Genomic DNA, 21,330 nt, shown 5'->3' with positions numbered 1-21,330 from the left:
CTGGGTTTCCGGGGTTATGCCATGTTCGACAAACTGCTGATCGCCAACCGTGGCGCCATTGCCTGCCGCATCCTGCGGACCCTGCGTACCTTGCAGGTCAAGGGCGTGGTGGTGTATTCCGAAGCCGACGCTGCCAGCCTGCACCTGATGCAGGCCGACGAAGCCCACAGCCTGGGCGAAGGTGGCGCAGCCGGAACCTATCTGGCGGTGGACAAGATCCTCGCCATTGCCAAAGCCAGCGGCGCCAAGGCCATTCATCCCGGCTACGGGTTCCTCTCCGAAAACGCCGCGTTCGCTCAAGCCTGCGAAGACGCCGGTATCGCCTTCGTCGGGCCAACGCCCGAGCAACTGCGCGTATTCGGCCTCAAGCACACTGCTCGCGCACTGGCCAGACAGCACGGCGTGCCCATGCTGGAAGGTACCGAACTGCTCGACAGCGTGGAATCAGCCATCGCAGCGGCGCGTGATATCGGCTATCCGGTCATGCTCAAGAGCACTGCAGGCGGTGGCGGCATCGGCATGCGAGTGTGCCGCAGCGCTGAGGAGCTGGCAGATTCGTTCGAGGCGGTAAAGCGCCTCGGCCAGAACAATTTCAGCGACGCGGGTGTGTTCATCGAGAAATACATTCAGCGTGCCCGCCATCTGGAAGTGCAGGTGTTTGGTGACGGTCAGGGCGAGGTGCTGGCGCTCGGCGTACGTGACTGCTCGGTGCAACGCCGCAACCAGAAAGTGCTGGAAGAAACCCCGGCCCCCAACCTGCCCGACGGCATGGCCGATGAACTTTGCGCGGCAGCCATCAAACTCGCCAGAGCGGTCAATTACCGCAGCGCAGGCACCGTCGAATTCGTCTTCGACAGTGAGGATCAGCGCTTCTATTTTCTGGAAGTAAATACTCGTCTGCAGGTCGAACACGGCGTCACCGAGCAGGTGTGGGGGGTAGATCTGGTCAGCTGGATGGTACAACTTGCTGCCGGAGACCTGCCGCCACTGGAGCAATTGCAGGCCGGCCTGAAACCGTCCGGCCATGCCATTCAGGCACGGCTGTACGCGGAAGATCCGGGCCGTGACTTCCAGCCCTGCCCCGGCCTGCTGACGGCGGTGAATTTTCCGCCTGCCGATGGCCATGCACTGCGCATCGACACCTGGGTTGAAGCGGGCTGCGAGATACCGCCGTACTTTGACCCGATGATTGCCAAGCTGATCAGTTGGGCGCCGACCCGCGAGCGGGCCAGCACCGGGCTGATCGATGCGCTGAACGAAACGCGCCTGTACGGGGTCGAGACCAATCGCGACTACCTGCGCCAGATCATTGCCGACACGCCGTTCGCCAGCGGCCAGCCGTGGACCCGCTGCCTGGAAGGTCTGGTGTATCACGCTGACACCTTCGAAGTGTTGAGCGGCGGCACGCAGACCAGCGTTCAGGATTATCCGGGGCGGCTGGGTTACTGGGCGGTCGGTGTACCGCCATCCGGGCCGATGGACAGCCGCGCGTTGCGCCAGGGCAATGGCCTGCTGGGCAATGCCGAAGGATGCGCTGCGCTGGAAATCACCATGAGCGGGCCGTTGCTGCGCTTTAATACCGATGCCGTGATTGCCGTGACCGGTGCGCAGATCCCGATCACGCTCGATGGCGAACCCCGCGCCATGAACACCGCGCTGCTGGTGTGCGCAGGCTCGACCCTTGCGCTGGGCACCATTGCAGGTGCCGGCGTGCGCAGCTATCTGTGCGTACGTGGCGGGCTGGACGTGCCGGATTATCTGGGCAGCAAAAGCACCTTTACCCTCGGCCAGTTCGGCGGGCATGGCGGGCGGGCGTTGCGGGCCGGTGATGTGTTGCACATTGCGCCATTGGTGGATCGTAGCGCGGGACAGCGGATTGCCGATGAAGCCCTTGAAGCGCTGACAGATATCCGCCGGATGAGGGTCATTTACGGCCCCCATGCTGCGCCGGAATACTTTACCGAAGCGTACATAGAGACGTTTTTTGCAACCGACTGGGAAGTGCATTTCAACTCCAGCCGTACCGGCGTGCGCCTGATCGGCCCGAAACCCGAATGGGTGCGCGCTGACGGTGGCGAGGCAGGTCTACACCCGTCCAATATTCACGATAACCCCTATGCGATCGGCGCAGTGGATTTCACCGGCGATATGCCCGTAATCCTGGGCCCGGATGGACCTAGCCTGGGTGGGTTCGTATGCCCGGTGACCATTATCGAAGCGGACTTGTGGCAGCTGGGGCAGTTGAAGGCTGGTGACAAGGTCCGGTTTTATCCGGTGAGTGTCGAGGCATGTCATGCAGAACGATGTGGGAGCGAACTTGTTCGCGAAGGCTATATTCCAGACGCAGCAGATCAATCGACTGTACCGCCCTCTTCGCGGACAAGTCCGCTCCTACAGGGCATCGCGCGCCCTCAAAGCACCGCGAACTCCCGTGGGAGCGAAGCTGTGCGCATAGAGGATTTGCCCTCCCCGGTCATTCTCGACATAGGTCAGGACGATAAACGCCTGGTCGCACGCCTGTCCGGCGATACCCACCTGCTGCTGGAAATCGGTGCGCCAGAGCTGGATCTGGTGCTGCGTCTGCGCGGCCATGCCTTGATGCTGGCGCTGGAGGCCAAGCAACTGGAGGGCGTGATTGACCTGACGCCAGGTATTCGCTCGCTGCAAGTCCATTACCGCCCCGAACAACTGCCCCTCCGACAACTGCTCGACATCGTCGCTGGAGAATGGGACGCCGTGTGCGCAGCGAAAGACCTGCAAGTGGCGTCGCGCATCGTTCATCTGCCGTTGTCCTGGGATGATCCGGCCTGTCAGCTGGCCATCGAGAAGTACATGACCACCGTGCGCAAGGACGCACCGTGGTGCCCGAGCAATCTGGAATTTATCCGGCGCATCAACGACCTGCCCAATCTTGACGAGGTGCAGCGTACGGTGTTCGACGCCAGTTATCTGGTCATGGGGCTGGGCGATGTGTACCTCGGCGCACCGGTCGCCACGCCTCTGGACCCGCGTCATCGATTAGTGACCACCAAGTACAATCCGGCGCGCACCTGGACCGCCGAGAATTCGGTCGGCATCGGCGGTGCCTACATGTGCGTGTACGGCATGGAAGGCCCCGGCGGCTATCAATTCGTCGGCCGCACGCTGCAGATGTGGAATCGCTACCGTGACGTTGCCGCCTTCGAGGGCAAGCCATGGCTGCTGCGCTTTTTCGACCAGATCCGCTTCTACCCGGTCAGCGCCGACGAATTGCTACGCATCCGTCGCGATTTCCCGCTGGGCCGGTTCGATCTGAACATCGAACACAGCACCTTGAACATGGCTGACTACCAGGCCTTCCTGACCCGCGAAGCCGAAGGCATCACGGCATTCCGTGCTCAGCAACAGTCCGCGTTCAACGCCGAACGCGAACGCTGGATCGCCAACGGCCAGGCCGACTTTCAGAGCGATGAAGGCGTCGCCCCAAACACCGAAGAGTTGCCACTGCAAACGGGCCAACAAGGCGTCGACAGCCACATCGCTGGCAATCTCTGGCAGGTCCAGGTGCAACCCGGCGAGCGTGTCGAAGCGGGTGATGTGCTGGTGATTCTGGAGTCCATGAAAATGGAAATCCCCCTGCTCGCGCCAGTCGCAGGTGTGGTGCAGGAGGTCAGGGTGCAACCCGGCTCGGCAGTACGCGCAGGGCAGCGGGTGGTGGTGCTGGCAGCAGACTGAACCGATCAACTTTTCACTTTCAATGGAATTGCGTCATGAACGACTCAGCACTGCCCAACGACCTGCGCCTGGATACCGTACGCACTGCTTACCTGTCCGGCCAGATTTCCCCACGCCAGCTGATTCTGGCGCTACGGGAAAAAGCCGTAACGCTCAACGCGGATTACCACCTGTTCATTCACCTGCTAAGCCCGGCTGAACTGGAGCCCTATCTGGCCGCGCTGGAAAATCACGATATTCAAAGCCTGCCACTGTATGGCGTGCCCTTCGCGATCAAGGACAACATTGATCTGGCCGCCATTGCGACCACCGCTGCCTGCCCGGCGTACGCCTACACGCCAGCGCGCTCGGCGACCATCGTCGAGCAATTGATCGCGCTGGGGGCGGTGCCCATGGGCAAGACCAATCTGGACCAGTTCGCCACCGGCCTGAATGGCAGCCGCTCGCCCTATGGCGCCTGCCCCAACAGTGTCTTGAAAGAGTACCCGTCCGGCGGCTCAAGCTCTGGTTCGTCACTGGCCGTCGCGCTGGAGGTCAGTAGCTTCTCGCTGGGCACTGACACGGCGGGTTCGGGCCGTGTGCCCGCAGCGTTGAACAATCTGGTGGGGCTGAAAGCCAGCAAGGGGCTTATTTCCACCGCTGGTGTCGTACCCGCTTGCCGTACGCAGGATTGCGTGTCGATCTTTACTGCCACAGCAAGGGAAGCCAGCCAGTTGCTGGGGCTGGTTGCCACGCTTGATCCGCACGATGAATACAGCCGACGCAACCCGCAGTGGAATGACCTTTCGGCATTCGGCGCACCTCGACCGTTTCGCTTCGGCGTACCACGCGCTGAAGACCTGGAATTCTTTGGCTGTAACGAAGGACCGAGGCTGTTCAGCGCGGCCATCGCCCATCTCACTGCGCTGGGCGGCGAAGCTGTCACGGTAGACCTGTCACCGTTTCTCGAAGCGGCGCGGTTGTTGTACGAGGGGTCGTGGGTGGCCGAACGCTACAGCGTCGCCGGGCAGTTAATGGAAGAACACCCTGACGCGGTATTGCCGGTGATCCGCGACGTGCTGGCCAAGGCACCCCAGATCAGCGGGGTCGATACGTTTCGGGCGCAATACCGTCTACAGGCGCTCAAGGTGATTTGCGATCGGGCGCTTGAAGGGCTGGATTGTGTGGTAACGCCGAGCATCGGCCGCCCGGTAACTTCAGCAGAACTGGCCGCCGAGCCAGTGCTGCGCAATTCGGAGCTGGGCTATTACACGAACTTCGTCAACCTGCTCGACTACGCCGCCATCGCCGTACACAGTGCCTTCATGAGCAACGGTCTGCCGTGGGGCATTACGTTGTTCGGACGGGCATTCACCGATCAGTACCTGCTCAGTCTGGCCGATGCTTTCCAGCGGCACACCGACCTGTCTTTGATCAGCGGTGAAGCACCTCGATTGCCCGCGCCGAAGACCTTAGCAGGTAACGATATGGCCCGGCTGGTGGTCTGCGGCGCGCACCTGAACGGACTGGCGTTGAACTGGCAGCTCAAGCGACGCGGTGCCCGTTTGCTGGAGTGCACACACAGCTCAGCCGACTATAAATTGTTCGCGCTGGCCGGTGGCCCGCCCTTTCGTCCAGGCATGGTAAGGGTGGCCGAAGACGGCGTGGCCATTGAGGTGGAAGTCTGGGAGTTGCCCAGTGTCGAGCTGGGTTCGTTTCTGACCGGCATTCCTGCACCGCTGGGCCTGGGGAAGGTGCAACTGGCCGATGGCCGCTGGGAGACCGGGTTTATCTGTGAAGCCTACGGCCTGACAGGTGCTCGCGACATCAGCCATCTCGGCGGCTGGCGTGCCCACGTGCAACAGATGTAAGCGAAAAGGCGGCATGCTCTGACGTGCCGCCCTTTCTGAAACAGCTCTGTTACTCCAAAGGCTCTGCCACTACTACATAGTTATGTCATGTTCGGACGGTCTTGCCGACATAGTACGCATCCACTCACTTCGACCAGCCGTCATGAACCACATCTGGAGTCCGCTTCGCCAGGACACCCTCTTTCACGCCTCATCGTTTCTGCTGGAACAGCCAAGCGTTCTGCTGCCCGAGCACAGCAACAGCCGACACGATACGCTCAATGCCTGGACGCCCTTGGCCCTGCCTGCGCTCCGGTTTCCACCCCGTGAACAACCACTGCCACCGCTGGCCGAAAAGCCCGCTACGCAAGATAAGACCGCACGCATCGAACGCACGCTCGAAGCACTGCGCAAAAGCCCGGGTTTCCAGCTGATCGCCAACTCGGCGTTGCTCCTTGAAGCGTGCCAGCTGGATATGGACTTCCCGCCGACTCGAAAACACTATGTCCACCAACAACTCGTCATGCTGCTCGAACAAAAGACCGGCAAGACGCTGGACCCGGACACGCTGCGGATCACGTTCAGCACGCAGACCCTGCCCGCCCTGAACGACGAGGGGCATGAGCGTTACAGCATTGACATGTCGCTGACCAACGTAGCACTGGCGGTCTTCGATCCAGAACAGTTCGTGGCCCTGTATCGCAGTGAAATCATCGACACGCCCTTGTCCGAGGAAGCCCCGTCACTGAGCGCAAGGCAGGTGCTCAAGTGGCTCAGCGAGACACCGCTGGATCGCGACTACAGCATTGCTCTGGAGGCTTTCAGGACACGACACACAGTCACCTGCCGTGCCTTGTCGCGGTTGGGTTTTCTGGATGCGCTGGCTCACCGGTTCTTCCACGGGCACATCAGCCGCGACGGCTATTTCCTGACGCTGGACGCTCTGGGGCTCAGTGATTTCCCTGCCGACGTAGCGACACTGGAAAAGAGCGGCCGCGGTGAGAAATCCGAGGTTCGAATCTTGTCACTCAACGGCGAAACGGTGCCGGGAATTTTTCAGGTCAGGTCGAAAACCACCTCCCACTGTTTCATTCACATACTGAGTGCCAAGGGCAACGTCATCGAATACATCAGCGATGATCCGGACCAGATGACCAACAGGCTGCTGGCGGCCCTGAATGCCTCGAAGCTCTATGGCTACACGTTGCATGCGCTTGATCAGGACGCAGGCATAGTTGCCAGCGCGCCGCTGCTCGCAGAAGACGTTTTTAACGAACTGACCCAGGCATCATTCGCCGAGACACAGCTCAACAGCCAGAACATCGACCTGCTCAAGACGGTATCGCGCAGCCTCAAGCTGGCCGGGGCGGTAGACCTCTGGCAGACCAACCCTGCTCTTCTGGAACACATCCCCTCGGCCTCCAGAATGGCTGCGCAGGTCATGGAGAGTTATCTGCTGGACCATCACGGTCTGACGCTCAACCCTGACCACGTGTTCATCGCCTATCAATCCGGTAACTCTATCAGCCCGCTGGGTGGAGCCCGCAATCCACCCACGCATGTTCACACACCCGATGAAAAACCGATCAGCCTGAGCGAAGCGCTGGTGATCAACTACCGGGTGGATGCTCCTCAGGGCTACATTGATCAAGATGGTATTACAGAGGTCTTTCTCGACACCACCGGCCAGGGCGTACGCGCTCAGGGCCAGAGTTTGGCGATCACGCCGCAGGCACTTGAAGACTATATCAAGGCATTCGATTTTCTGAACTGGATGACCAAACGTATCCAAGAATTCTGGGGGCAGCAAAAAGAAGCCATCGAACAGGCACTCAAATCAGCCTTCATCCATCAGGCGCTGATCAGCCTGAAGCGCGGCAGCCTCAAACGCAGCGGTTTCGATCAAGTCGTTGAAGCGCTCGCCCCTTCTGCGCCCAATCACTGGCTGATACTTGGCTTCTTCGTTCAGGGCTCGCTGATCGACGGCATGGAACATCAATACACCGGGCTGTTGATACTTGAGCAACCCGGTAAACCGAAGGTGCTCTATCAGCCTGGGTATCCCGAAGCCTTTATCGAGTTTACAGACGGCGATGCACTTGAACGCTATCTGAACCTGAAGACCGCCCAACCGGACTGGCGTGAAGCCGTGATGCGCTACGTTCCCGTGCGCCATCACCAACGTCTGGACTACCTGTTCAAGCTATGGGGCGGCGTTCAGGCACCCGGTCCGCCCGTCTCCATCCTGCGTCCGTGGACGGATGCGCTGTACAACCCAGACGCTCGAAAAGCCCTGCACCACTCATTGTGTGGAAAAAAAACTGGAGGGCTCGCCGTTCGGTTATCTGCATCAACTCCTGAAACAGAATTCGCTGGCTGATGCAGAAGAGCAGATCGTGACCTCCGCACAGGTTTCGCTGACGTACTGGACAGACCGCCTACACCACTTACAGCGTTTGCTGGTGCCCATGTCTCTATTGCTGACACCGGCGTTTTTAACGTCGCTTGCAGCGGATGTCGGACTTACTGCACTGAGTATTGCCTCCGCGAATTTGCCGGGCAGTCGTTACGCAGAAAAGAATCAGGCGTTGCTGGCAACATTATCGCTGGGCTTGTTACAGCTTGGGCCGCAGACACCGAGACTACTGCGCACACTGACCAAAATCGTCAAACCTGCCGGTCATACAGCGGGGGCGTCTTTAGTGTTATCCGGTGGCTCACGAGGCTCCAGCCATTTAAGCGCACGGCCATTAAAACCGCGCCATACACGACTGGAAAAATTCTTTCATACCGACGCCCTGCTAAAACGCTGGACCATCACCAGCAGAGTGTCGCCCGGTTTGTTGCCGGTGCATGCCTGGAAGCTGGGCCGCCGTTTCCTGCTCTGGACGTCGGACAGAGGTCAGGCGCGGACACTGGTGGTCAGCACCCACGGGTACTACACCCCGTGGACTGCGACGGTGAAGATCCCTAACGGCACGGAGATCCGCACCTATGCGCCGCATGGTTATGAATTGGTCGACCCCAAATTGCACCGTATCGTCAACAAGAATGCCCGGCCGTTTGCCATTTCCAATACAAAGGAAAATATCCTGATGTATCCAGTAGCCGCGCATGAGCCATTGCTGATGACGGACAAATTAATCGCGGGCACTTCACTGCCCGGCAGGCTTAAGAACTACAGCCTGTCCAAGTTCCAGACAACCAGTTACGAAACCTATGACGATATTGCACGGGTGGTAGGCAACTCGAACGCATCGCCCCTCAAGGGCTGGTTACCGCCAACGCCAATGGATGTACTGACGGTACGCAACCGCTTCGGCAAGACGCCACCGTCGTTGAGCGACCTGTTCAACAGCCTGTCGACACAGGGCATCCATTACGACAGGGTGCTGCTGGTGCACTGCCGATGCGGAGCAATATCTGCACTGTTGCGGCGCACACCGGTTTATCATCCCCCTGTAACATAGCCAATTGGCGGGAGCGCCTGCACCAACTGCCCCGATCATCGAGCAAGACAATCGCCATGAACGACACCCGCCTTTGCCCTCTGTGCGGCTTCAACAACCAGTGCAGCCTGGCTGACCCGCTTACGGCAGATCAGGCCTGCTGGTGCTTTTCGGAAAGCATCGACCCGGCTTTGCTTGAAGCCCTGCCTGCGGACATCCGCGACAAGGCGTGTCTGTGTCCGCGTTGCGCCGGGATCCAGGAGGCCGCATCCGGCCAGTCTGCCGACCGGATCAACAAGTAAGATGCGCCCCCCATCCCCTATCAGCCGCTGTCGCCATGCGTCTTGATCGCTTCCTCAGTAACCTGCCAAGCCTCAATCGCAAAAGCGTGCGCCTGGCGCTGGCCAGCGGGCGGGTGCAGGTGGACGGGCAAACAACCAGCGACCCGCACCACGAAGTGCGCGACTTCAGTCGCGTAGCGCTCGACGGGGAAATACTGCAAGCCGGCAAAGCTGCCCGCTATTTCATGCTGCACAAACCTGAAGGCTGCGTCAGCGCGACAGTTGATACACAGCACCCGACAGTCCTCGACTTGCTGGACGAGCCTGACAGACACGAGCTGCATATCGCCGGGCGGCTGGACTTCAACAGCACTGGCCTGATGCTGATTACCAACGATGGTCAATGGTCACGACGCCTCACCCAGCCGCAGACCAAAATGCCCAAAGTGTATTACGTCGAGACCGAACAACCGATCGACGAACGCTACGCAGCCACATTCGCTGCCGGTATGTACTTTTCATTTGAGAACATCACCACGCAACCGGCGCAATTAACCCTGCTGGGGCCACGTAGCGCACGCCTGACTATTGTCGAAGGTCGTTATCACCAGGTGAAACGGATGTTCGGTCACTTCAATAACAAAGTGCTGCGCCTGCACCGGGAGAATATTGGCGCGCTGGCGCTGGACCCTGCCCTGGCACCCGGCGGCTACCGGGCGTTGCACGCTGCGGAAATCAGCCTGTTCTGAAAAGTCACAACCGTTTGGCGGATTACGCAAACAAGGTACGAATGACACTTGCGGGTTAACGGATCGACTGCTTGACTGGGATTGTCAGTCCTTATGCGACTGATGAGTCAATCCATTATTCCAAGAAACACTTTGTCGTATCGAGCCGCTGGTTCGCGACACATTGCCCGCCAATAACAATACCTGTCGAACAGCTTATCGGATCGACATGGGCCTTTAATCGGCTATCGCCTGCCTGTCACGAAACTCGTGCAACGTCATGTGCACGTCTACCTGTTTACGCCAGGAGTTACACCTATGTCGCCAGAAAAAGCAGTGCTGGACATACAAGGACAGTTTCGGGTTTATACCGAGTTCTATCACACCGATGCCGCCGCAAAGACCATCATTCTGGTCAACGGCTCACTGGCCACCACCGCGTCATTTGCTCAGACCGTCCGCAACCTTTACCCCACATTCAACGTGGTGCTCTATGACCAGCCTTATTCGGGCAGGTCCAAGCCACACAACGTGCACGGCGCACCGCTGACCCGGGAAGAGGAAGGTCAGCTGTTGCTGGAACTAATCGACCATTTCAACGCCGAGCACGTTCTGTCCTTCTCCTGGGGCGGCGCAGCTACGCTGGTTGCACTGGCGCATCAACCTAGACGCATCGAAAGCGCGGTCATCAGCTCGTTCTCACCGGTCATCAACGGCCCAATGCGCGAGTACCTGGACAAAGGCCTCGACTACCTCGGCGCACATAGCCGTTACGACATGGGGCATTTGATCAACAACACTATCGGCAAGCACCTGCCGGCGCTGTTCAAGCGCGTCAACTATCGCCACGTCAGCAGCCTGGACGGTCATGAATATGACCAGATGCACTATCACTTCAGTCAGGTACTGGAGCTTGACCCGGACAACTACCTGACAGCAGGGCAGCGCATCAAGGTGCCGGTGCTGTTCATCAATGGCGCCTGGGACGAGTACACCTCCGCGAACGACGCCGCGCAGTTCTCCCGATACCTGCAGAACTGCAGCTTCAACACCATCGAAGCCACAGGCCACTTCCTGGACATGGAACACAAGGCCGCCTGCCGCGACTCGAAACAGGCGCTCATGAACTTTCTGCAACCGGCACACGCGTCATCCAGCTTCTACAACCGGGTTCAGGGTCACCATGCTTTCGCCTTCTGAAACCCGTGAGCGCCTCTCCGTCAGCCCACACGCATGTGCAGCTGGCGGGGGGTGTGATCAGGAGGGAAATCGCTGCGCGGTGAAATTAGCGCTTCAAATCAAGGCAGGGTTCTGGTACAAAGTCAGCCGCTCAGAGCAGCTCCCAGAGCGGGTATAGTTTAGTGGTAAAACGAAAGCTTCCCAAGCTTTAGTTGAGGGTTCTTATTGGACTGGCCGCTGTGGTGAGTAAAGACGTTCAGTGATGCGGGTATAGTTTAGTGGTAGAACGAAAGCTTCCCAAGCTTTAGATGAGGGTTCGATTCCCTCTACCCGCTCCATCTCTCTCACCCTTCAAAGCACCGTACTACCTGGCCTCAAGGCCTCCTTGCATCGTTGATGCCTCGCCTTTCTGTGCCCCAGGCCGCATCAGCTGACAAGCCTGCTATGCATCCACGACTTCGACCTAATACCTACCAATGTGGTGAGTAAAGGTGTTCAATCGCCCTCCCCTGCAGCTTCCTTTACGTCGTCTGGAATCGCTGGAAGGAACACCAAGACATCCAGGCGGTTCGGTAGAAGCCTAAACTGGACTCGAACCAGATGATTGGTGACGGCCCCATTTTTCTCGGCCCTTACACATACGAGTCCCGATTCGAGCTCAAGACGAGACTCAGCGCCTTCTTGATGAAGTTCTCACCAGGGGTGATCGTCCATCCCAAGGCTGTAGAAAAGCTCAAACCAATCTGGTCAACCACCAGCCAGATCGAGGAAGTGCGCGAGTTTCGCATCGTCAGCGGTACGTTCAAACATCATCTTGAGCAGTGCTGGTATCAGGGAATATCATCGACGTTGACCATGGATCCGCGATTGACCGGCTCCCTTAATCGCCCTCACCAGCGCGAGCGTGCGTAGTGGTCAATCAGAGCTATCAGACAGCTCAGACGCCTCAAGCGCTGGGCGTTCCCGATCGGTCACAGTTATTTTTGGTTATCCAATCCCAGGAAGCCGGCCACGCCTGAGTAACAAACAGCGTTGGCGGCATAGCTCACTACCCTGCCATTCCCATCATCTTGTCATAGTGCTCCGCAAACCCAGTCTTCACGAACACTTGCCTGAACCGCTCCACATAGTGCGCGGGCTCGATCTCGCCAAAATCCGTGAGGTTGACCGCGTCGGCATGGGACTCGCGGTTGACGTAACGATACAGTGCTTTGAAGTCTGCATCCTCATCGGCCAATGCGACGAGCGCCTCCTGAAGCACCTCCTGACGGTGCACAAACGTGAAGTAGTACTCCAGGATGTTTCGCATCATGTTCGGGATGACGGTCGCAGAGGTACGTCCTGCTTGGGCATCCTTGATGGCCTGCCAAAATGATTGGTAGTCATTCTGCACGTCATTGGCCTTCATCGGTGTGATGACGCTGTGTTCAGCCTTGGTGATTCGGAACAGGGAGTACTCATCTGACTTCTTGAGATGTTTGAGCATTTCATGAAAGAAGAACAGGTTGTGCGTCAGGATGAAAACCTGCTTGAAACGCTCTTTCGGGCTTAGCACTCGCCTATGGATCATGGAAGCGATGTCATATATGTAGTTATGGGACAGGCTAGAGATCGGGTCGTCGATCACGATGATTCGCTCACTCTTCAGCTTGCCACCTTTTTCATCGAGCTCGCCATTACAAGCCTCAAGGAAGTACAGAAAAGAGATCAGAGTCTTCTCTCCCTCACTGAGCGTCTTGAACACACCGACCGGCTGGTCAGGCCTTTGCAGCCTGTAACGAGGTAGCTCCCCCTCCTCCCTAACAACCAGAAAGCCCTTGAGCCCAAGCACACTCAGCGACGTGTTGATGCTGTCGATAGCCTGGTCGATGTTCGTGATCTTAGCTTTGCTCAGTGCGATGGCATCTTGGTGGATCTGAGCCTTGCCACGGATCTCCTCAGCCAGCTTTCTCTTCTCATCTCTTTTGACACCAAGCTCGCCGTGTACCTTCTTCGCGGACGTAATCAGCGTATCGCTGTCTGTGCGAACGCAATTCCAGAATCGCTTCTTGATGTTTTCCAGGTGGGTTTTCTTGTCTTTCACCTTGAGGTTGAACACATCGATTTTCTTCTGATCTTCTGCGATCAAGGCATTGATTTCGCCAAGCTGCGCCTCAGTCGACTCCAGCGTGATGACCATGGATGGGCTGGCCGATTTGGTAGCTAGCCCCTGCATGTTCTGAGTGAACAATACGTCCAGCCTTGCAAGGAGTGCCTGATACTCAGGCGCTCGGTACTCTGCACGCTGAAACTGGCTTTTCAATCGAGCAACACCGCTCTCATACCGACTTCTTAGGGCGTTCAGATGGGAGATGCGCTGCTCGTATGTTTTGTCGAAGACCTTTCGGATTTCATCGTAGAAACCAGCCGGTAACGTTTGCTGACAAAACGGGCACTGCTCCCGTTCGTGAAACTTCAGGGCGTGCTTGACCCAGTCCGAGTTGCCCAGGTCAGTGATCAACGCCGACAGGTAAGAATCGGCTGACCCGCAAATGACTTCAGAGAGCAAGGGGCTTGTTTCAACCTCACCCTCTGCAAATCTGAACGCAGGTATCGCAGGAAGCTCAGCATCCCCTGCCGACTGTAATTGCTCAGCTTCAGCCGCCAACCCAGCGAAATTATCAGTCGAGGGCACAAGCTCAAGGGCCAGTAGTTTGTCTCCAAGACGTTCCTTGGTATTGGGGCCAGCGAGGCAATACCGAAGAGGGCCAGTCTCGAATGGCTTTTTGAGGGCCCATAGCTGATCCAGCAATTTTGCTTTATTGGCCTTCTGAGATTCGCCAATCGCGTTACCCGCCATTACCTCGGTCTGATGTTCAGCCAGAAGCTGTTTGAGGGCGAGCTCAGCAGCCTCAAGCTCTTTCGCAGCTTCAATATTCCCTTCGTTAAGCGTGAAGATGCCGGGTTGCGAGCTAGCCTGAAAATTGGCGTCCGTGAATGTGTGGTTGTACACCAGGATCTCACGATCCACCGACGCAGGCTGGGTCTGGCATTGGTGATACATCAGATCAGACGGGTCTTGGAGGTAGTTAGCAATGGTGGTTTTACCCGTGCCATTGTGCCCATAGAACATGTTCACTTTCGTGAGCGGGCCGATCTGGGAATTGAGCGCATGCGAGTAACTCGAAACGCCGCGCAGTATCAGAGTCTTGATCACGTCGCTGTCCTTAGCTGCCTGAGGCAATATGGACGTATCCTATTCCTGGCCTGCTTCAGAGAAAAGACCGCCGCCCCTAGATCACACCGCAGCAGCACTGCCAACAAATTTCACCCTGTTGCTCCGACCAAGCCTTGAATACAGCAGCCCAGCATTGCCTCTCTGCTCGCCAGTTTTTGCGCCCAGAAAAACCAGAACCCCGGCAGAACGTGAACACCAGACGTGGCACTGATATAGCCTCAAGTGGAAGCTAGGCGTTCGATTCACCGGCTACCTTCAACCTCTTCCTCTCGTATCAAGTGGTTGCCACTGGCAAGGCGCAACGCCACCATGGTGTTTTATAGGCTCCAAGGAGACCAAGACATGAGTAAGCATAATCAGATCTCGATTGGCACAATGCAAAACTCCCAGCTCCAGCAAGACGCCCAGCACTCCAATCAGCACTTCGATCAAAGCACGTCGCTGATCGACCTCCCGGCATTCCTGGAGGCCTTCAGTAAGGACATCGCCAAAGTCACAGATCAGCCCACCGCCGAAGCGCTGCGCGTGGACGTTGAGACCATTCGCCTCCAGAGCCAATCGCCCTCCCCGAAGAAGGGCATCATCAAGGAGTGCCTGGGATCGATCAAAACAGTGTTGGAAGGGGCAGCTGGCAATGTCCTGGCAACCTATCTTCCCAACGTCATTGCTCTAATTGGGAGCATGTGAGAGATGGAGAGCCTGGTACTTGACCTGCAGCGTGACGTTCTTGACCGCTCGATCCACATCACTGACTTGTTACGTAAGGCCCTCCTGGTTTCACGAAAGCTTAAGATCGCCGACATTGAAGAATGGCTAAGTGCCGAACTGAATGGGTACGACGGCAAGTCGGTACCGAGCTATCGGATCCTCACTGGTGAGATTAAAGGGTTTCACCCGCATAGAGGTTGGATACCGATGATGCTCGGGGACGAGATCAACAACCTGATCAGTGAAACGCCCCTCTACGATTCGGTGAGCCAAATCATCGATCTGATCGAGCGGTCTAAAACCGGCAGCGTAACAGTCAAATTTCCTCAAGAGGTGAGCATGCGAGTCATGCGCATGATCAAGTGGGATATCGAACCCGTCCTGCACATCCCCGTGCACCAACTCGTGCGCATTGTCGATGTCACCAAGACAAAGATCCTCGACTTCGCGCTGGATCTGGAAACTCGCGGGATACTGGGTGAAGGAATCCGATTCAGCAAAGCTGAGGAGCAGCTTGCCCAGTCGATCACGTATCACACCATCAATATCGAACGGATGGACAACTCCCAGATTCAGCAGGCTTCCGATGGATCAAACCAGTCCCGGTAATTACGAGCGTGGTCAATCAGGGCCTGGCAGCCTGTGAACCCCGATGCTGGCATCAAGCGGAGATGATGCTGTGGTTGATCGGGCAGGCAATGCGCTCTGAGACGATCAACGCTCGCGCTAGGTGAGCTCCCAGTAACCCTCCTCCCTCTTGCGGATGCCGGCGCGCTGATCCGGTTTATGGCGGTGCCTGACGATGTAGAACAGATCCCGAAATACCTTGGAGACATTAGCCATGTAGCTATGGCCAAGGCCAAACATGTCTTTACCGACAGCGGACACGTCTACGGTGGATAAGTAGCGCATGACCAAAGGAGGGTTGGCATCGCCCGCCCGAGGATAGCGGTGCGCAAGTCTGGACACAGCGATCGCTCTGTCATGCCTGGAGGCGTAAAGCGTCACTTGCTCGTAGGTATCGAAGACTTTCCCAAGCTGCTTCAGGCGGCTGCTGTCCACGTCTGGAGCCGCCAGGACGACCTGGTGGATGGGCGTAGTCCCGGGTGTGTACGTCCAGCCCTCAAGCACTGACAAAAGCGCTCTATTGCCCATGCTGTGGGCAACGATATGCAAGGCTGACAAACCCAGCTCCTCCGTCACATGCTTCAGGTACTGCCTGAGATTTCCTGCTGACAACTCTACCGTTGCCTCATCCGCTGGATACGCGCCAGGCGTACCAAGTGATGCCCAGGAGAAGCAAAGCATCATCCCCGGGAATTTGAGGTCGTGACAGAGCTGCGCGGCTCGCCATAGTGCGGCGTCGAAGCTGACGTTGTACCCGTGGATGAACAGCAACCCTTCTTTTCTGGACGGATCATGACCCAGCTCCAGTTTGCTCAGATACCTCTTCGCGCTTGCTAGCCACGCCTCCAGAGCCATGACGTCATTGTCATGAACAACGATGTGCTTATTGGGGCTTCCCTTAGATTGGGTAGGCCAGAGCCAAGGTCGCTCAAGCCTCCCCTCTTTGTGGATATGGGGAATGGACACATTGGCGATACCGAACGAGAGGACGTCATCGCTGCGAAACCCGCCGAATCTCACGGTGCGTCCAGGCTCAAGCAGCCGATCTGTGCCATAGAAAATCGAATAAGTCGTGTAGTTTCGCAGTACTACTTCCCGGCTGTAGCGGATACTCCGAGACTGAATGACATTGCCGTCAGGTGCAGGTTTTGGGCGTTGGAGGCGTTCGATCAAATGATCAATCTTGGCCGAAAAACCAACCGCCTCGCTGATCGCGCGCTTGAACATAGGGTGTCTGATGGTAGCCGGTACGCTAGCCACGGACGGTACGCGCGCACTTAGAAATGCCTCGGCATCGACGGCGCCATTGTCGAGGTCGATCTCATCCACATGATCTGTGAGCACTTCAAAGATCGCCTGCGGATATTTCCCTTTGATGCGGGCCTGAAGCACCTCGACCAAGGTGTCAGGAGGGCAATTTCTCCAGCAGAAAATGAGTGCAGTCGAGCTAATTACACGGGAGCGAGACGCCCCAATCTCCGAGCTCAGTTGAAGGATTGCCAACGCAATCTTAAGCTCGTTCAAACTCCTTGTGGGTTGTTCCATGTGTCTGACCTTGATGAACAAGGCGGTCACTTTAAGATGCGATTTGGACTGCTGGCAACCAGGGTGGAGGTTTACAGACGATGCTGCCTAGCTCGTTGGTGTCGGTCGGCATCTGACCTCACAATCACCAGGAGCTCCCTGATGTCCTGATACTGCCTGAACGCCAGCACACGTCTGTGGGATAAAGATGGAGGCCATCCCCCCTGGGCACTGGTTGCTACCAGCCCTCTCAAGGGCGATCATGCCGCAAGGGTTGCGAGAAACCTCAGACATGCATTGCCTAGGGGCAGACCTAAAGGACTACTAGCGTGTATCAGTTGAAAGAACAAGAGGAGACGAAGCTCTGGCTTAGCCAGTTCGACCACTGCGCAAAGGATTTGGAACTGGCTGAACAACTCGTCGATTCAATTCTCTACTGCACACTGAGCGAATTTAAGAACAATTTAATCAAACTGATAAAAACCAAGCTTCCACTGAGGCAGCCTTCCGCACTTTTCATAGAGCGAGAGTTGCAGTCCACTAAAGCAACGCTTCCACCCCCCATCTACAAACAGAAAAAAACTCTCAATCTAATTTCGAAGAAAAAGCACAAACGGGCGTATGGGGCCGCAATTCAGGCCATAAAATCGCTCCGATACACGTCTCAAGATATTGGGAGCGAAGCGCTCACAGCGCATGTCGCTAGTACGCTGTGCCGCAAGAATGACCGCCGATTCCTGCTTCACCCTACAGCCGAAAATGTAAGAAAGTCCAAAGTCAGAAATTTTGTCATTCTGACCGATTTCATTGGAAGTGGCGACCGGGCACGAACGCTGCTCGATGCCATGTGGAACGTTGCGTCCATACGAAGCTGGCACTCAGGAAAATTTATCAAGTTCTGGGTCATGGCCTACAGCGGCACAGACATAGGCGCGCAAAACGTCCGCAGCCACCGGTTTTCTCCCAATGTTCATATCGTCAACGAGTGCCCGACCCTGTTCAACAGTTTCGGGGAGGGTAAGGACGAAATGATCGAGCTCTGTAAAAAGTATGGTTCCTTCAGCAAGGATCCACTGGGCTGGAAAAAGACCGCAGCGCTGTTGGCATTCGAGCATGGGGCACCGAACAACATGCCTGCGATTTTCGTTTCAGGGAAATCCAGGGGTTCAAAAAAATGGACGCCGCTGTTCCCCAAGCGCGTTACGGAAAACCTCTGGGGAACAGCCGAAGTCGACATGAGCAAGGTCATCTCCCATGCCCTCGATGAGCTGAACCTCCCAGAAATCTCACAATCCCGCCGCTTTCGCAAATCAAACACCAAGAACAAATCGGCCTTCATCATTCTGCTCGCCCATGCTCAAGGGAAACGGCGACTGGCAGAGCTTCGTCGAGTATTGCCATTGTCGTTGGACATCCTCATCAGTGCAAAAGACCGCGCGGTCAGCAGAGGCTGGCTCACACGATCGGGCGCGCTGACCCTCGCTGGGCATAAAGCGATCCGCTTGCTCCGTCGTCAAGGGAGGAAGAATTTTGTGGCCCCGGATCCCTTCGCTTCGTATTATCCAACGCAGCTGAGGGCTCCGCTGTAGCGGAATCTAGTATCCCGCACATTGTGCGGGGCGTTTTTGGGAGCAAACTATGCTTACCGTTGGACGATCTCACGCCTACTGGAGGGCGGCAGGCTCCGTGGTGTTCGCTATCGAAGTCTGGCGCCAGAAGCCTGCCATCCGCCAGGGCGGAATTTAAAGGTAGATGAGCCGCTGGAGCTCTCAGCCCTATTTAAAGGCAGGCCGTAAAGCGGGCGTGCCTGGGGACGTACTCAAGGATGCCGTGAAGACGGCAAAGCAGGTGAAGCAAGGCTGCCCGCCTATCCTCACCCTGAATCACCTCTCACATCTGACAGGCGTTCCCCATTCCTTCCTGCATCGGATGGTCAGCCGAACCTACAGAACAGAGGCGTACAACGTCTTCAAGCTCAGAAAGCCAAACGTAGGCCATAGCGCGGATCGCTTCAGGTGGATATGTGCACCGAGCGAAGAATTGCTCCGAGTTCAGCGTTGGATAAATACGCACATTCTGTCCAAGGTTGAACCACACGAAGCCAGCTACGCCTATGACAACCGTCACGGTGTGCTGGATGCAGCTGAGCTTCATTGCGGGGCTCAATGGCTGGTAAAACTCGACCTCACAAACTTCTTCGAGTCTATCCTGGAGCCTCGGGTTTATGAGCTTTTCAGGTCGTTCGGGTACCAACCACTGGTGGCATTCGAGCTTGCCCGGCTCTGTACCCGCGTCCGAGCAAGCAGTAACCCTGATCGAAGGTTCGGCAACAGGGAGCTTCCTGGAGGCCTGCCTTACCCCGCAGATCCCCGCATCGGCCACCTTCCCCAAGGCGCCGCGACGTCTCCGAGGATTGCCAACCTGGTGATGCAGTCTCTGGATGAAAGCCTGCACGACTACGCCTGCGACAATGAGCTGGTGTACTCGCGGTACGCGGACGATCTGGTGTTCTCATCGAAGAATACGTTCGACCGGCAAGAGGCAATCCAACACATCAAGCTGATCGGCAAGTGCTTGATAGAAGAGGGGTTCTGGCTCAACGAGGCGAAGACGAAAATCGTCCCGCCCGGAGCTCGCAAGATCGTACTGGGACTGCTGGTCGACGGCGAAGAGCCCCGGCTCTCTAAGTCCTATAAGAAGTACGTGAGTGATCACCTCTACTACCTGTCCCATCCCAAGATCGCCCCTATGACCCACGCCAAGCGTCATGGGTTTCAATCGCTCCAGGGGCTGATCAATCATGTCAGTGGGAAGATTGCCTACGGCTTCAGCATCGAGGCAGATTGGGCCAAGAAACAAGGCAAACAGCTGAAAGGCATCTGCCGAAAGCTCGAACTCGACCACGTCATCTTTCCATAAGACACCCGTGGCAGTGGGCCCTATAGCGCGTCAATAATGGCTCGCTCGCCTTTGGCGATCATCTTTAGAATGAAATCGGGATCGTCAGACGTCTTGGGAACATGATGTGCACTGTTGATCCGCTCGACCTGCTCCATGAGGACTTGCGCAATCAGCTCTGCCTCCTTCGGTGCCCACCACTGGGACAAACCTCGCGCCATGACTGCTCTGCTAGCTCCCTGAGTCCCGATTTCAGCCAGTAGCGTTGCCATGAGTTTCAGGTGATTATCAAACGTCGCGAACAAGTACTGAACCTTGTTTTCAGAAAGCGATTCGTTGATGCGCCGTACGAAATCACTGAGATGAGTGATATCCCAGGCGGCATTTTTCACCCCGTCGATTGCCGCAGGCCTGTCGGCAGATCCCTTGTTTTTGAACACCTTTTTACGGCCTGGCGACTTCGACCCTAGATAGATGACCGCGAGCATCATCGCGGGCCCGGCGAAGATCACTTCATTCGCCATCCAGTCCACCAGCCGCAAGGCCTTTTCCAAGGCGGGCAGCTTGGCGTAATCCAGCTCCAGCACTTTCAATGCAACGATGTAATTTCGGTTCCAACGTTTGAGAGGTGCGGCCATATCACCGATATGCGCCTGTCGAGCAACGTAGGAGCGCGAGACACCGTCGGAGTAACCCAAAGCCACATTGAGCATGTCCTGAGGAGAGGCATTATTCGCGGTGCGGAACCAGCCAAGCTCCTCCGCAGCACTTTCGTTGCCGCAGCCATGAGCGAGCTCGTGATAGGCGATACTCGGCTCGAACTCAATGTCCAATAGATGCGCAAATCCGAGCAGGCCCGCGCACGCTCTCAATTGGTCGTTATCAATCGTGCGACCGCCCTGAACAACCTTTGCCAACCGGGATGCGACGTTGCGATCCGGGAGTATCACGGTCTTGATCCCGAGATCCCGATTGTGGAAATAGACTGCTGGCTGGTAGATGCCCGCTTCCGGGGCCAAATATCCAGGTAGCAGAAAATTTGCTTCCTTGAGCAATTCGGACGTGGCCATCAGGTCGTCCAAGGGAAAGTCCAAAGGGAGAGCCCAAGAGATTGGTTTTTGGCGAGGCTTCACGCGATTATCCATCACGGATGGGATAGACGAGTTTACCAGCTAG

General features: G+C 56.9%; 13 protein-coding genes, 1 tRNA gene and 1 pseudogene. 12 read left to right on the top strand and 3 right to left on the bottom strand.

Annotated elements, in window-relative coordinates:
• The first annotated feature begins 21 nt into the window (after positions 1–21).
• The 8 genes and pseudogenes from uca to RYC18_RS03030 all read left to right on the top strand — a co-directional run bounded on the left by uca (position 22) and on the right by RYC18_RS03030 (position 12,092).
• On the top strand, positions 22–3,714 hold the full coding sequence (uca, locus tag RYC18_RS03065; protein ID WP_316883017.1) for an urea carboxylase: 3,693 nt from the start codon (positions 22–24) through the stop codon (positions 3,712–3,714).
• Positions 3,715–3,749: 35 nt separating this feature from the next.
• Positions 3,750–5,564 (top strand): allophanate hydrolase, encoded by a 1,815-nt coding sequence (gene atzF / locus RYC18_RS03060; protein ID WP_316883016.1) that lies wholly within the window; start codon positions 3,750–3,752, stop codon positions 5,562–5,564.
• Positions 5,565–5,706: 142 nt separating this feature from the next.
• Positions 5,707–9,013: pseudogene (locus RYC18_RS03055) on the top strand (dermonecrotic toxin domain-containing protein).
• Positions 9,014–9,069: 56 nt separating this feature from the next.
• On the top strand, positions 9,070–9,294 hold the full coding sequence (locus RYC18_RS03050; protein WP_005755353.1) for a cysteine-rich CWC family protein: 225 nt from the start codon (positions 9,070–9,072) through the stop codon (positions 9,292–9,294).
• A 35-nt stretch (positions 9,295–9,329) separates the two neighbouring features.
• The gene (locus RYC18_RS03045; RefSeq protein WP_057404452.1) at positions 9,330–10,022 is read left to right on the top strand and encodes a pseudouridine synthase; all 693 of its coding nucleotides are present in this window, start codon (positions 9,330–9,332) and stop codon (positions 10,020–10,022) included.
• 297 nt (positions 10,023–10,319) lie between these two features.
• Entirely contained in the window at positions 10,320–11,201 is an 882-nt protein-coding gene (locus RYC18_RS03040) for an alpha/beta hydrolase (RefSeq protein WP_316883009.1), read from the top strand.
• Positions 11,202–11,444: 243 nt separating this feature from the next.
• A tRNA-Gly gene (locus RYC18_RS03035) sits at positions 11,445–11,518 on the top strand.
• Positions 11,519–11,780: 262 nt separating this feature from the next.
• The gene (locus RYC18_RS03030) at positions 11,781–12,092 is read left to right on the top strand and encodes a hypothetical protein (protein WP_316883007.1); all 312 of its coding nucleotides are present in this window, start codon (positions 11,781–11,783) and stop codon (positions 12,090–12,092) included.
• A 136-nt stretch (positions 12,093–12,228) separates the two neighbouring features.
• Here RYC18_RS03030 and RYC18_RS03025 read toward each other — a convergent pair whose 3' ends face one another.
• Positions 12,229–14,376 (bottom strand): AAA family ATPase, encoded by a 2,148-nt coding sequence (locus tag RYC18_RS03025; protein ID WP_316883006.1) that lies wholly within the window; start codon positions 14,374–14,376, stop codon positions 12,229–12,231.
• A gap of 363 nt (positions 14,377–14,739) precedes the next feature.
• Between RYC18_RS03025 and RYC18_RS03020 the strand changes: the two genes are divergently transcribed.
• On the top strand, positions 14,740–15,084 hold the full coding sequence (locus RYC18_RS03020; protein WP_316883004.1) for a hypothetical protein: 345 nt from the start codon (positions 14,740–14,742) through the stop codon (positions 15,082–15,084).
• Between the two features lie 3 nt (positions 15,085–15,087).
• Entirely contained in the window at positions 15,088–15,714 is a 627-nt protein-coding gene (locus RYC18_RS03015; RefSeq protein WP_316883002.1) for a hypothetical protein, read from the top strand.
• A gap of 117 nt (positions 15,715–15,831) precedes the next feature.
• On the opposite strand, the gene RYC18_RS03010 is transcribed toward RYC18_RS03015, so the two are convergent.
• Positions 15,832–17,277, bottom strand: coding sequence for an alpha/beta hydrolase (locus tag RYC18_RS03010; RefSeq protein WP_316882999.1), 1,446 nt, complete (start codon positions 17,275–17,277; stop codon positions 15,832–15,834).
• Between the two features lie 308 nt (positions 17,278–17,585).
• Between RYC18_RS03010 and RYC18_RS03005 the strand changes: the two genes are divergently transcribed.
• Positions 17,586–18,845, top strand: a complete 1,260-nt coding sequence (locus RYC18_RS03005; RefSeq protein ID WP_316882998.1) for a hypothetical protein — start codon at positions 17,586–17,588, stop codon at positions 18,843–18,845.
• A 163-nt stretch (positions 18,846–19,008) separates the two neighbouring features.
• Positions 19,009–20,175 carry a reverse transcriptase family protein gene (locus tag RYC18_RS03000; protein ID WP_316882995.1) on the top strand — a complete coding sequence of 389 codons (1,167 nt, stop codon included), beginning with the start codon at positions 19,009–19,011 and terminating at the stop codon, positions 20,173–20,175.
• 20 nt (positions 20,176–20,195) lie between these two features.
• On the opposite strand, the gene RYC18_RS02995 is transcribed toward RYC18_RS03000, so the two are convergent.
• Positions 20,196–21,236, bottom strand: coding sequence for a hypothetical protein (locus tag RYC18_RS02995; RefSeq protein WP_316882993.1), 1,041 nt, complete (start codon positions 21,234–21,236; stop codon positions 20,196–20,198).
• Between the last annotated feature and the right edge of the window lie 94 nt (positions 21,237–21,330).

This window comes from Pseudomonas syringae group sp. 247E2 (assembly GCF_032587795.1).
Taxonomy (GTDB): Bacteria; Pseudomonadota; Gammaproteobacteria; order Pseudomonadales; family Pseudomonadaceae; genus Aquipseudomonas; species Aquipseudomonas amygdali.
The sequence above is the reverse complement of the archived record's forward strand: the minus strand, read 5'-3'. Positions and strand labels throughout refer to the sequence as shown.